We start from the raw sequence: 12,775 nt of genomic DNA, 5'->3' as shown, positions 1-12,775 counted from the left end.
CCCCACGACTCACGCCGTCCAGGCGATTGCGCTTCCGAGCCAGGATAACGCTTCACCGGCGGGGCGTCGCGGCGCCGCGTGGGGCCCTCCAATGCGATCGCTGGCAGGCGTGTTCAGCCTCTTCGCGCTAACGCTCGCTGCCGGATGCGCCCAGTTGCAATTACCTCCGCCAGACGCACCGGTCGCACGCCTGCCGCAATCGCAGGACGGGCAAAACACGGCACCGGGCGCCATGACCGACACCCAGAAGCAGGATCTCACGCGCCTGAACAAGCGCATCTACGACGAACAGGAAACCGCCATCGAGCGCGAGCGTGCGCAACGCGCCTACGAAGATGCCCTTCGCAGCTACAACAGCAATGCCTACTTCTATGGCGGCTGGGGAAGCCCCGGCTGGTACGGGCCGGGTTGGTACGGCCCGGGATGGTATGGCCCTGGCTGGTACGGCGGCCCTCGCTCGTCTGTGGGTGTCAGCGTCGGCTTCTGATGGATCGCATGACGTAACTGCGTTGTGTGGCCAGCGTGGAACAGCAAAACACCTGACCTGTGATGCCCGCATCTGTGCCACCGGCACCCCATAAAAAATGCCGCGTCGATTCGCATCGAAGCGGCATTTTCGTTCTGGCTGAATGGCGGGCGATTGCCCTCTGGGAAGGCACGCCATTCTTGTCCTGCATGACATCGGCAACGGATCACCCGCGATAGCGGACCGTCTCGAACAACAGTCAACGACGATCAGTGGTGCTGCGCCTTGTGAGCCGACTGCGCCTTGCTCTTCGTTTGCGACGGCGGCGGTGGCGGCGCAGACGCGACGGTCTTGTGCGCCGGTTCGGTCGAGGACACTAGCGGCGCATCGGCACCGGAAGCACCCTGCGGTGCACTTGCACCCTCCGCACCGACGAATTGCACGAACAATTCGCCGTCCTTGACCATCCCCAGTTCGAAACGAGCGCGCTCTTCGATCGCTGCCGTGCCGTCCTGCAAGTCCTGCACTTCGCCGGCCAGACGATCGTTACGTTCTTTCAACTGCTCGTTCTTCTGCTGTTCGGCGCTCAATTCGTCGCGCAGTTCGTGCACGTACAACCAGCCACCGTGGCCGAACCAGAGCGGATACTGGATGACTACCAAGAGCAGCACCAGTACCAAGGTCACCATTCGCATGCTTTCGCCTGGCAAGAATTCCGGGAAGCGGGCCGCAACAACCTGAGTCGCAAATCAACTTCCCGGGGAAACGGAATTAGCGCAGATTGTAGAACGTTTCCTTGCCCGGATACGAAGCGATATCGCCGAGATCTTCTTCGATACGAAGCAGCTGGTTGTACTTGGCGATACGGTCGCTACGCGAGAGCGAACCGGTCTTGATCTGACCGGCGTTGGTGCCCACGGCGATATCGGCGATCGTCGAGTCTTCGGTTTCGCCCGAACGGTGCGAGACCACGGCCGTGTAGCCGGCGCGCTTGGCCATTTCGATGGCGGCGAACGTCTCGGTCAGGGTACCGATCTGGTTGATCTTGATGAGGATCGAGTTGGCCACGCCTTGCTCGATACCTTGCTTCAGGATCTTAGTGTTGGTGACGAACAGGTCGTCGCCGACCAGTTGCACCTTCTTGCCCAGCTTGTCCGTCAGGATTTTCCAGCCGGCCCAGTCGTCTTCCGACATGCCGTCTTCGATCGAGACAATCGGGAACTTGTCGCACAGGTTGGCGAGGTAGTCGGCGAACTCTTCCGAGCTCAGCGACAGGCCTTCACCGGCCAGTTCGTACTTGCCGTTCTTGTAGAACTCGGTCGACGCGCAGTCCAGCGCGAGCAGCACGTCGTCGCCCAGGCGGTAGCCGGCCTTTTCGACGGCTTCCTGAATGGTCGCGAGGCACTGTTCGTTCGACTCGAAGTTCGGCGCGAAACCGCCTTCGTCGCCCACGGCCGTGCTCCAGCCCTTCTCGGCGATCAGCGACTTGAGTGCGTGGAAGATTTCGGTGCCGCAGCGCAGCGCTTCACGGAAGCTCGACTGACCGACCGGCATCACCATGAATTCCTGGATGTCCAGGCTGTTGTTGGCGTGTGCGCCGCCGTTGACGATGTTCATCATCGGCACCGGCATTTGCATGGCGCCCGAACCGCCGAAGTAGCGATACAGCGGCAGGCCGGCTTCTTCAGCAGCCGCCTTGGCAACGGCCATCGACACAGCCAGCATGGCGTTGGCGCCGAGGCGCGACTTGTTGTCGGTGCCGTCGAGTTCGATGAGGGTCTTGTCCAGGAAGGCCTGTTCGGCAGCATCCAGGCCCATGATCGCTTCCGAAATTTCGGTATTGATGTGCTCGACAGCCTTTTGCACACCCTTGCCGAGGTAACGCGACTTGTCGCCGTCACGCAGTTCGATCGCTTCACGCGAACCGGTCGACGCGCCCGACGGCACTGCCGCGCGGCCCATCACGCCCGACTCCAGCAGCACGTCGCACTCGACCGTCGGATTGCCGCGCGAGTCCAGCACTTCGCGCCCGATGATATCTACGATTGCACTCATGTATTCCTCGGTATCTATAAGACAAAAACGCTAAAGGGAACCTGCTTCGCGCCGCGATCCTGCCGATCACCTGCCGCTACCACGCCGGGCGCTGAACGTGAATCGGCAGCGCGCCGCATCCTGACGTGGATCGCGATGCTGCGCGTCGTGCGCGCGCACCGGCTGGACAGTACGTAGACGGGGGAACAACGGCGCCTCGAAATGAGGCACGGCGGCCTGTGGGATGACATCGATGTCGACGGTGCGCTCGGCGTGCGGCACGCGGGCATCTCCTCGGGGACTCGCCCTTGCGGCGGTCGCTCGCGACCGCTGCGCGACAAGCTTAACGACTCGACGCCATGCTGCCAAGGCGTCTGACCGCTATACCCGTCCTGTGGGCGTACAAATAGTGGCCCCAGGACGGTGTGTCTCATTTCAGTTGAAATTATTTTCCAGGAACTGCCCCTGCTTCACCGCCGCATCAATGGTCTTGAGCGTGGTGAGCAGCTCGCGCATGCGGCCGAGCGGCACGGCGTTGGGACCGTCCGAGAGTGCGCAGGCCGGATCCGGGTGCGTCTCCATGAACAGGCCCGACACGCCCACGGCCACTGCAGCACGCGAGAGCACCGGCACGAACTCGCGCTGACCGCCCGAGCTGGTGCCCTGCCCGCCGGGCAACTGCACGGAGTGCGTGGCGTCGAACACGACCGGCGCACCGGTCTCGCGCATGATCGCCAGCGAGCGCATGTCCGAGACCAGATTGTTGTAGCCGAACGAAACGCCGCGCTCGCAAGCCATGAACACGTCATCGGGCAGACCGGCTTCGCGCGCAGCGTCGCGGGCCTTGTCGATGACATTGATCATGTCGTGCGGCGCGAGAAACTGCCCCTTCTTGATGTTCACCGGCTTGCCCGACTGGGCGCAGGCACGAATGAAATCGGTCTGACGGCACAGGAAAGCCGGCGTCTGGAGCACGTCGACGATGGGCGCGGCAACCGCCACGTCCTCTTCGGTGTGCACGTCCGTGAGGACCGGCACGCCGAGCTGGCGACGCACTTCCGCGAGGATCTTCAGACCCTGCTCACGGCCGGGGCCGCGATACGACTTGCCCGAACTACGATTCGCCTTGTCGAACGACGACTTGTAGATGAACGGAATGCCGAGCGCGCTCGTGATTTCCTTGAGCTGCCCCGCGACGTCGATCGTCATTTGCTCCGATTCGACGACGCAGGTACCCGCGATCAGGAAAAACGGCTTGTCCAGGCCAACATCGAAACCGCACAGTTTCATGGGAACTCCTTGTCTCTCGCTCGCTGCGCGTCTCAGGCGGCCTTCTTGCGCGCCTGCTGACCTGCCAGCGCCGCTTCAACGTATGCCTTGAAGAGCGGATGGCCGTCGCGCGGCGTCGAGGTGAACTCGGGGTGGAACTGAACGCCCACGAACCACGGGTGCACCTGCTGCGGCAACTCCATCATCTCCGGCAGGTTCTCGGTCGGCGTACGCGCCGAGATCACCAGACCAGCGGCTTCGAGCTGCGGCACGTAGTGATTGTTGACTTCGTAACGATGGCGGTGACGTTCGTTCACCGTATCGCCGTAAATGCGCGAAGCCAGCGTTTCGGTCTTGATCGGCACACGTTGCGAACCAAGGCGCATCGTGCCGCCCAGATCCGAATCTTCCGTACGTTGTTCGACCTTGCCGTCACGGTCTTGCCACTCAGTGATGAGGGCGACCACCGGATGCGGCGTCGACGGCTCGAATTCCGTGCTGTTCGCTTCGGCCAGATTGGCAACGTCGCGCGCGAATTCGATCACGGCCAGTTGCATACCGAGGCAGATGCCCAGGTACGGCACACGGTTTTCGCGGGCGTAACGAATCGCCTTGATCTTGCCTTCGGTGCCGCGACGGCCGAAACCGCCCGGCACGAGGATGGCGTCCAGATGCTTGAGCGCATCGGTGCCGTCCTTCTCAATCTGCTCGGAATCGATGTACTCGATGTTCACGCGCGTTTCCGTGTGGATCGCAGCGTGACGCAGCGCTTCGATGAGCGACTTGTACGACTCGGTCAGATCGACATACTTGCCGACCATACCGATCGTGACGTCGTGCTTCGGATTCTCGACGGCATGCACCAGACGCGTCCACATCGACAGGTCGGCCGGCTTGGCTTCGATCTTCAGTTCTTCGCAGATGATCCGGTCCATGCCCTGGTCGTGCAGCATTTGCGGAATCTTGTAGATCGTGTCGACGTCCCACACCGAGATCACGGCGTCCTGCGGAATATTCGCGAACAGCGAAATCTTCGCGCACTCGTCTTCCGGGATCTGACGATCGGCGCGGCACAGCAGCACGTCCGGCGAGATACCGATTTCGCGCAGCTTCTGCACGCTGTGTTGCGTCGGCTTGGTCTTGAGTTCACCGGCCGTCGCGATGTACGGCACGAGCGTCAGATGCACGAAGGCCACGCTGTTGCGGCCCAGGCGCAGATTCATCTGACGTGCGGCTTCAAGGAACGGCAGCGACTCGATGTCACCGACGGTACCGCCGATTTCGACAATGGCGACGTCGGGATGGCCGTCCCACGTCGAACGCGCACCGCGCTCGACGAAAGCCTGAATTTCATTGGTGATGTGCGGAATGACCTGAACGGTCTTGCCGAGATACTCGCCACGGCGCTCCTTGCGGATCACCGACTCGTAGATCTGGCCCGTCGTGAAGTTGTTCGCACGACGCATCTTCGCGCTGATGAAGCGCTCGTAGTGACCCAGATCCAGGTCGGTTTCCGCACCGTCCTCGGTGACAAACACCTCGCCGTGCTGGAACGGGCTCATTGTGCCCGGATCGACGTTGATGTAGGGATCAAGCTTGAGGAGGGTGACTTTGAGGCCACGCGATTCGAGAATCGCGGCCAGAGATGCGGCAGCAATTCCCTTACCAAGAGAGGAAACCACGCCGCCCGTGACAAAAACGAATTTGGTCATCGCAGTAATTGCTCGCGGGAAAGCCGGATTATACCCGAAAGCAGCCCCGCCCTCGAGGTCCGGCGCGGCAAATTTTGGTCTTGACAGGCATCGTGCGCGGCGCCCCATCACGACCGGCGCGCTCCGGCCCGATATCGCGTGCTGTGGCGTGATGTGGGCGATCTACCGTACGTCGATCACGCCGCAAGCGAACGCCGGTGTTCGCCTTTCAGTTCCGCGAGCATGTCACGAATGGCCGAGGCGGTCTCCAGCGGGCGCTCCATCGGGAAAAGGTGCGTCCCCGGCACGTACCGCAGATGCGTGCCGACGATACGGCGCGTGGCGCCGATCCCTGCCTGACGCAGTTCGCGTGACTCCGTACCCGCCAGAAAACCGACCGGCACCGGAACCCCACGCAGGGCGCGCACCGCGAGCGACGGCGGCAGCGTCAGATAGATGCGGTATTCGATCTCTCGCGCGAACGCCAGACGCCGCGCCCCACCGTCCCCAGTGGGCAAGGTGCCGCAATCGATATAGTCACGCAGCACGTCCGGATCCCAACTGGCGAACGCCGGCTTGCTCGCGAAATGCTGCCAGGCGCTTTCCCAGTCGGGCCATTGATCACGACGCTTCTTCGTCACGCCAGCGGGCGACAGGCGTTCATAAAGGCCGGTGAGCATACCCAGACGGAGCATCTGCGTGCGCCAGCCCGGCGTGACGATAGGCGAATCGACCATCACCACACCGCGCACGCACTGCGGTGCCTTGAGCGCCGCCATCAGACTCAGGAAGCCGCCGAGCGAATGTCCGACGAGCCAGACGGGCTCACCGTGATACTGACGCACCAGCGTATCAACCAGTTCGTTACGCAGATACCGCCACCCCGGTGTGACAGGATAGCGCGGATCGTGGCCGATGCGATCGATGGCTCGCACGTCGTACTCGTCGGCCAGCGCACCGAGCATCTTGCGATAGACGCCTGCGGGAAAGCCGTTGCCGTGCGAAAAATGGATGATGTCTCTTGTCATGGAATTCGTTGTCCTGGCGCGCTCGCGTCACGTCCGGTGATCAGGGCGCATGACACTCACCGGACCATTCTAGCGAACCGCTCGTCGAGTACCGGTAGAGGTTTCCATCGAATCATGGGGGTATGGGCGGTGACCACGCCCGCCATTTCGACGGGGTCACCCAAGCCACCATGTCGTTTTCAGGACGTTTCCGGAAGTGCGGCATGCCAGTAGCGCCGATATTGCTCGCGGTAGGCTTGCACCTCGATCCCGTCGGGGGCAGTGGAAAAACGGACCCCACCATGCGCCACGCTTTGCCAGAGTCGCGCGCCGATCGCACGGTAGCGCTCCATCACTGGCGCCTTCGGATGACCGAACTTGTTGCGATATCCCGCTTGAAACACCACGTGCCGCGGCGACACGGCCGCCACAAATGCGGGCGTCGACGACGTCGAACTGCCATGATGTGGCGCCAGCAAGATATCCGAGCGCACTGTCGATGCCGGCGCGGCCCCGCCGCGCAGTAACATCGCCCGCTCTTGCGGCGCCTCCGCATCGGCAGCAAGTAACGCGCTGTGCCGCCGGCTCGAGACACGCAACACGCAACTGACGCTGTTCGGGCCACCCAGCGAACCGCCTTTACCGTGTTTTCCACGCCATCCCTCGCGCAATGCAGACGTGTCCGGGTGCAGAAACCGGAACGTCACGCCATCCCACGTCCAATGTTGTCCGGCCAGACAGGTCCGATGCACCTGTGCCGCCCCACGCACCTTGTGCCCCGCAGGCAACGAGGAAAACACCTGCGTCGCCGGAAATGCGCGCAACACGCTCAACGCGCCGCCAAAGTGGTCATCGTGCGCATGACTGACGATCATCCGGTCGAGTCGCTGGACGCCTGTCGCCCGCAAATAGGGCACGATCACACGCCGACCGCTATCGCTGCGCCGCCCCATCGGCGGCCCTGTATCGAAGAGCAGCGTGCGTGTCGCCGTTTCCACCACCACGGCGTTGCCCTGACCGATGTCGAGCATCGTGACGCGAAACTCCCCTTCAGCAGGTCGCGTCGGCGAAGCGAACACTGCCGGCCCCATGAGCGCAAACCCGGCGATGCGCGCGCCACACCGCCGAAGCCATCGAAAGCGCGTCTGCCGAACCTGGGGCGACAGCGGCATGAGGCAAAGCATCACGCCGACAACCGCGGCGACTTGCGCCCAAACCGGTGACACCGGTGCCCGCCATACGGCCCACGGCACCGCCGCAAGCGCGCCGAGCCACGCCGCAAGCCAGCCGACGACCGTATGAGCGACGGCCAACGTCCAATGCGCGAGACTGACGGGCAGCAGCAAACTCAGCAGTGCAAGCGGCGTCACGACCAGCGTCATGACGGGAATGGCGACAGCGTTCGCCAACGGACCGAGCAATGGCACCGCGCCAAACCACGCCAACGTCAGCGGTACGAGGCCGATCGTGACGGCATACTGGGCGCGCGTGGCCTGCGCCAGACGATCCCCTAGCACGCTGCCCCAACGTCGGTCGCCGCTCGACGACGGGCGCAGACTACGTTGCAACCCCGAGGCATCGCCCGCTCCGTCGGCAAGCACCGGGCGCGCTACACCTACACCTTCTGTATTTTCGTCGGCTTCGCAACGCGCAACCTCTCCCATCGATGTGTTGCGATGGCGGCTCGCCATCACCAGCGCCGCCACGGCGCCAAACGAGAGCCACAGGCCGGGGGTGACGACCGCCCAGGGATCCAGCGCGACGACTACGGCCAGCGCCCATGCCAGCACATAGGACGGGGCAGCGAACCTCCCGCTGAGCAGCGCGACAACGAGGATGCCCACCATCCCGACGGCACGCCGGACCGGAACACCCCATCCCGCCACAGCCCCGTAGGCCACCGCAACAAGCAAACCGGCGACGGCCGCCGCCTTCGGTGCCGGCCACCACAGCGGCAGACTGAAACGCCGGAAGCACGCCCGACGCCAAAGCATGCCCACAAGCGCGGCGAAGACCCCGGTGACCAGTGATACGTGCAAGCCGGAGATCGCCAGCAAATGGCTCACGCCGGTATCGGCAAACACTTGCCAGTCCGCGTCCGCAATATCGCCCCGCTCGCCGAGGGCCAAGGCCATCAACACGCCGCCGTACCGCCCCGACTCACCGAGCGCAGCCCGAAAATCGTCTCGCAAGCGCTCACGCCAGGCGGCGAAGCCGTACCCCGTCATCGGCCCGGCCTGCAATCTGCGAGGGCGTCGCTCCCACGATGCCGCCGCCCCGCCATGAGCTGTGCGCACATATCCCGAGGCGCGAATCCCTTTCACAAATGCGAGCAATTCGGCGTCGAAGCCGTGCCAATTGGCGACGCCTCGTGGCGCTTTGAGGCGGACTGGCAGGCGCCAGCGCTCCCCAGCCCGCGGCATATCCGAACCCGAGGCAATGACCCGCGCGCCCGATCGCGTAGCGATAATAGGGTCGCCGACGTTTCCTTCGCGGCGCTCATTCGACTCCCTGGACCCCGCCGCGTCAGACCGCCGACGCCCCTGTCGCCCGAACTTTCCCGCGAATGGTGCATTCTGCGGCCATACCAGCTCGACGGACTTTGGCACGTGGACGCTCTTGTCGCTCGCGCCCGGGATGAACGCGGCCTCAACGTGGAATACGAATCGCACGCCGTCGCCGGTGGACGTCGGCAGCCCGGCGACGACACCAGTCACCGTCACGTCCCGGCCTTCCAGCGCCGGGGGCAAACGATCACTAAGTCGTGCGTCCGCTCGATACGCCGCCCATGCATACCCGCCGACACCGGTACAAACAGCGAGCCCTGCTATCGCTGCACGCCTCTCCCATCTGCCGTTCAGCAACGTTACGCGATGCACTCGCCGCACGCCGTTGTCCACCGCCCACCCCGACGCGCGCCCCTCGGCTCCACTCCGCGTCCGGCCCGCGTCTTCGCCGCAAGTCCTCCGCGCCGATGCCATACAGGCGCCCCTCAGCACCCATAGCGCCGCCACGACGAAGACGCCGCTGGCGATACCCACCGCCCATCCATACCCCCGGCCTGCGGGCAATTCCGGTGCCTGCTGTAACCACCAGATGCCGACAACCCAGGCAAGCAGCACAACTCTCATGACGTCACCGCGTCATGTCTGCACATCCGCGCGACGCCGAAGCGTCAGCGCGAATGCCCGGAGGGGTCTTCGGAAATCAGGGAAAGTTTGGCGCCAGCGTCATCACCGGGCGTCATCGCCATTGCGCCGGCAAGACGCGGCAACACCCGCCAGGCGTTGGCACAAGTCGCTTGAGACAACGCGTCGGCAGACACGCCACGCACCTGCGCCAACACTTGCGCGATACGTGGCAGCTCGACGGGACTATTGCGCTGCTTGTAGCGCCATTCCGGCGCGATATCGGGAGCGTCCGTTTCCAGCACGAGAGACGACAGCGGCATTTCCACGGCCAGCCGGCGAATCTGCAATGCCCGATCAAACGTCATTTGCCCGCCGAACCCGAGACAGAATCCGCGCGCCACGAACATGTCCGCCTGCTGACGACTACCGTTGAACGCATGCGCGATACCGCCTCGCGGCGTGAAGATGCGCAACTGCTTCAACAAGGCATCCTGCGACCGGCGTACATGGAGGATGACCGGTAAATCAAAGTCCCGGGCGATCTTCAGTTGCTCGACGTAGAAGAATTGCTGACGGTCCGGATCGAGCGTCGTGACGAAGAAATCCAGACCAATCTCGCCAATCCCGACAAATCGTGGATCGCCCATCGCACGCGCCACTGCGCGACGCAACGTCGCAATGTCCTCATCCCGTGCCCGGGGCGTATAAAGCGGATGGATGCCGAGCGCGTAAGCGCCGCCGGGTATCGCACGGGCCGACGCACGCGCGGCATCGAATGTCGCGCATTCGACGGCAGGCACCACAAGGCCCGTCACGCCAGCGGCAACGGTGTCGGCAATTACGGTCGGGCGGTCGGCGTCAAATTCCGCCGCATCGAGATGGCAATGGGTATCGATCCACATGGTCAAATGTCCTTGAGCGTCAATTCTACGGGTCGATGACAAGGCTCGCACGCCGCGCCCGTCATGACCATCGGACAACACCGCATCCGGGTCTAGGACGTTGCCGAAAAAACCGATCAACCGCGCCTGAAATGAAAAAACGCCGGGGAACTCCCCGGCGTCGCATCATCGACAGCGATAGCGCATAACGACGATCAGGCCAGTTCCAGCACCCCTTCGCGCAACCGCAAAGCGCGGTCGCAACGACGTGCCAGATCAATATCGTGCGTGACGATCACAAAGCTGGTCCTGAGCGTCTCCGACAGTTCCAGCATGAGTTCAAATACCGTCTCTGCGGTATGCCCGTCGAGGTTGCCGGTCGGTTCGTCGGCCAACACGCACGCCGGCTGCGTTACCAGCGCACGCGCCATTGCCACGCGTTGACGCTCGCCCCCGGAAAGCTCCGACGGGCGATGTTTCATGCGCGAGCCAAGGCCCACACGTTCGAGCATCGTCTGCGCCGCCACCCGCGCCTGCTCGGTCGGCAGCCGACGAATACGCAACGGCATCGCCACGTTATCGAGCGCCGAGAACTCGGCAAGCAGATGATGGAACTGATAGACGAAACCCAGCGACTGGTTGCGTTGCGCGGTCTTGTCGCGCTCACGCAGCGACGAAAACGGCTTGCCAAGCAACGACACTTCGCCGCGCGACGGATCGTCGAGCCCGCCGAGTACATGCAGCAAGGTGCTCTTGCCCGACCCCGACGCCCCCACGATGGCGACCTTCTCACCCGGCGCCACATCCAGACTCGCACCGTTGAGTACGGTCACATGCAACTGACCTTGACGAAAGGTCTTGTGCAGATCGCGTGCGCGCAGCACAGGGCCGTCGTAGGCCAGATTCGGCACAGGCGCCATCGATTGATTCGCGTTACTCATAGCGCAAGGCCTCCGCCGGTTTGACGCGCGAGGCACGCCAGCTCGGATAGATCGTCGCCAGTGCCGACAGGATGAACGAGATCACCCCGATGCGAATCACGTCCGACGATTGCAGATCCGAGGGCAATTCGGAAATGAAATAGATGTCTTGCGGCAGGAAGTGAATCCCCAGCAAACGCTCGATGAACGGCACGATGGTGCCGATGTTCACCGAGATCAGGCAACCCAGCCCCACACCGAGCAACGCGCCAGCAAAGCCGATGGTCACGCCCTGCACGATGAATATCTTCATGATCGAGCCGGGTTGCGCGCCCAACGTACGCAAGATGGCGATGTCCGCATACTTGTCAGTCACCGTCATCACGAGCGACGACACCAGATTGAATGCCGCAACCGCAATGATCAGCGTCAGGATGATGAACATCATGCGCTTTTCGGTCTGCACGGCCACGAACCAGTTCTTGTTCTGCTGCGTCCAGTCACGCACCCACATATTGCCGGACAGCGTCTTGGCCAGCTCACGCGCGACGAGCGGCGCCTGCTCCATATCCTGAATTTTCAGACGCACGCCCGTCGGTCCATCCAGACGGAACAGCGTCTCCGCGTCATGCAGGTCGATCAACGCGAGCGAACTGTCGTACTCATAGTGCCCGGCGGTGAAGATGGCCACCACGGTGAACTGCTTCACGCGCGGCAATACCCCCGCCGGCGTGATGGTCCCCTGCGGCGCCACCAGCGTGATCTTGTCGCCGATGCTCACCCCAAGCGCACGTGCCAGTTCGCGCCCAAGCACGATGCCGAAGCTGCCGGGGGTGAGGTTGGAGAGCGTACCGTCGGTGATCTGTTTGCCGAGATCGGAAACCTTGGCCTCCTCGCTCGGGACGATGCCGCGCAGCACGACACCGCGCACGTTGTCCTCGCGCGTGAGCATGGCCTGTTCACCGACGTAAGGCGCGGCAGCAATGACGTTCTTGTTCTGCAACGCCTCGGCGGCCGTGCGCTGCCAGTCCGGCAAATTACCGTCGACCGCGAAGACCTCGATGTGCGCCAGCACGGAAAGCATGCGGTCCCGAACTTCCTTCTGGAAGCCGTTCATCACCGAGAGCACCACGATGAGCGCCGCCACGCCCAGCGCAATGCCGGCCATGGAGATGAAGGAAATGAAGGAAATGAAACCGTTGCCGGATGATCGCTTGCCGGTGCGCGTATAGCGCCAGCCGATCTGCCATTCGTATGGGAATTTCAAACGGATTCCTGATTCTTGATAAGGATCGATCGGAACGCGCCGACGCCGGCTTTCACCGGCGCTGATCGGTTGCTCAAGCCCCGCATCCGGCCCCTGCCCGGTATGCTGG

The 12,775-nt window shown here is 63.2% G+C and carries 11 protein-coding genes and 1 pseudogene; 1 reads left to right on the top strand and 11 read right to left on the bottom strand.

What is annotated here, in order from left to right; translation table 11 throughout:
• The first annotated feature begins 91 nt into the window (after positions 1-91).
• On the top strand, positions 92-487 hold the full coding sequence (locus PCA20602_RS12330) for a hypothetical protein (protein WP_150721486.1): 396 nt from the start codon (positions 92-94) through the stop codon (positions 485-487).
• Between the two features lie 248 nt (positions 488-735).
• Here PCA20602_RS12330 and ftsB read toward each other — a convergent pair whose 3' ends face one another.
• The 11 genes and pseudogenes from ftsB to PCA20602_RS12280 all read right to left on the bottom strand — a co-directional run bounded on the left by ftsB (position 736) and on the right by PCA20602_RS12280 (position 12,666).
• Positions 736-1,161, bottom strand: a complete 426-nt coding sequence (ftsB, locus tag PCA20602_RS26195; RefSeq protein WP_150721485.1) for a cell division protein FtsB — start codon at positions 1,159-1,161, stop codon at positions 736-738.
• Positions 1,162-1,237: 76 nt separating this feature from the next.
• The gene (eno, locus tag PCA20602_RS12320; RefSeq protein ID WP_150721484.1) at positions 1,238-2,521 is read right to left on the bottom strand and encodes a phosphopyruvate hydratase; all 1,284 of its coding nucleotides are present in this window, start codon (positions 2,519-2,521) and stop codon (positions 1,238-1,240) included.
• 66 nt (positions 2,522-2,587) lie between these two features.
• Positions 2,588-2,782, bottom strand: a complete 195-nt coding sequence (locus PCA20602_RS12315; protein WP_069341670.1) for a hypothetical protein — start codon at positions 2,780-2,782, stop codon at positions 2,588-2,590.
• Positions 2,783-2,935: 153 nt separating this feature from the next.
• Entirely contained in the window at positions 2,936-3,790 is an 855-nt protein-coding gene (gene kdsA, locus PCA20602_RS12310) for a 3-deoxy-8-phosphooctulonate synthase (RefSeq protein WP_150721483.1), read from the bottom strand.
• 32 nt (positions 3,791-3,822) lie between these two features.
• Positions 3,823-5,481 carry a CTP synthase gene (gene pyrG / locus PCA20602_RS12305; RefSeq protein WP_069341672.1) on the bottom strand — a complete coding sequence of 553 codons (1,659 nt, stop codon included), beginning with the start codon at positions 5,479-5,481 and terminating at the stop codon, positions 3,823-3,825.
• A gap of 176 nt (positions 5,482-5,657) precedes the next feature.
• Complete coding sequence (locus tag PCA20602_RS12300) at positions 5,658-6,488, bottom strand: alpha/beta fold hydrolase (protein ID WP_150721482.1); 831 nt, start codon at positions 6,486-6,488, stop codon at positions 5,658-5,660.
• Positions 6,489-6,667: 179 nt separating this feature from the next.
• Positions 6,668-8,695, bottom strand: coding sequence for a ComEC/Rec2 family competence protein (locus tag PCA20602_RS12295; RefSeq protein ID WP_246182155.1), 2,028 nt, complete (start codon positions 8,693-8,695; stop codon positions 6,668-6,670).
• Between the two features lie 351 nt (positions 8,696-9,046).
• A pseudogene (locus PCA20602_RS26010) lies at positions 9,047-9,448 on the bottom strand (DUF4131 domain-containing protein); the annotation flags it as partial.
• Positions 9,449-9,642: 194 nt separating this feature from the next.
• Positions 9,643-10,500, bottom strand: a complete 858-nt coding sequence (locus PCA20602_RS12290) for a TatD family hydrolase (protein WP_150721480.1) — start codon at positions 10,498-10,500, stop codon at positions 9,643-9,645.
• 194 nt (positions 10,501-10,694) lie between these two features.
• Positions 10,695-11,420 carry a lipoprotein-releasing ABC transporter ATP-binding protein LolD gene (gene lolD, locus PCA20602_RS12285; RefSeq protein ID WP_150721479.1) on the bottom strand — a complete coding sequence of 242 codons (726 nt, stop codon included), beginning with the start codon at positions 11,418-11,420 and terminating at the stop codon, positions 10,695-10,697.
• Complete coding sequence (locus tag PCA20602_RS12280) at positions 11,413-12,666, bottom strand: lipoprotein-releasing ABC transporter permease subunit (protein WP_069341677.1); 1,254 nt, start codon at positions 12,664-12,666, stop codon at positions 11,413-11,415. Before PCA20602_RS12280 ends, lolD begins: the two co-directional genes overlap by 8 nt.
• Between the last annotated feature and the right edge of the window lie 109 nt (positions 12,667-12,775).

It is taken from the genome of Pandoraea capi, assembly GCF_902459735.1.
Classification (GTDB): domain Bacteria; phylum Pseudomonadota; class Gammaproteobacteria; order Burkholderiales; family Burkholderiaceae; genus Pandoraea; species Pandoraea capi.
This window is presented reverse-complemented; position numbering and strand designations above follow the sequence as displayed.

What these genes read in the sequence shown, in the direction of transcription:
- PCA20602_RS12300 (WP_150721482.1), bottom strand. Translation starts at nt 6,488, where the DNA reads ATGACAAGAGACATCATCCATTTTTCGCACGGCAACGGCTTTCCCGCA.
- PCA20602_RS12330 (WP_150721486.1), top strand. Translation starts at nt 92, where the DNA reads ATGCGATCGCTGGCAGGCGTGTTCAGCCTCTTCGCGCTAACGCTCGCT.
- eno (WP_150721484.1), bottom strand. Translation starts at nt 2,521, where the DNA reads ATGAGTGCAATCGTAGATATCATCGGGCGCGAAGTGCTGGACTCGCGC.
- PCA20602_RS12290 (WP_150721480.1), bottom strand. Translation starts at nt 10,500, where the DNA reads ATGTGGATCGATACCCATTGCCATCTCGATGCGGCGGAATTTGACGCC.
- ftsB (WP_150721485.1), bottom strand. Translation starts at nt 1,161, where the DNA reads ATGCGAATGGTGACCTTGGTACTGGTGCTGCTCTTGGTAGTCATCCAG.
- PCA20602_RS12295 (WP_246182155.1), bottom strand. Translation starts at nt 8,695, where the DNA reads ATGACGGGGTACGGCTTCGCCGCCTGGCGTGAGCGCTTGCGAGACGAT.
- kdsA (WP_150721483.1), bottom strand. Translation starts at nt 3,790, where the DNA reads ATGAAACTGTGCGGTTTCGATGTTGGCCTGGACAAGCCGTTTTTCCTG.
- lolD (WP_150721479.1), bottom strand. Translation starts at nt 11,420, where the DNA reads ATGAGTAACGCGAATCAATCGATGGCGCCTGTGCCGAATCTGGCCTAC.
- pyrG (WP_069341672.1), bottom strand. Translation starts at nt 5,481, where the DNA reads ATGACCAAATTCGTTTTTGTCACGGGCGGCGTGGTTTCCTCTCTTGGT.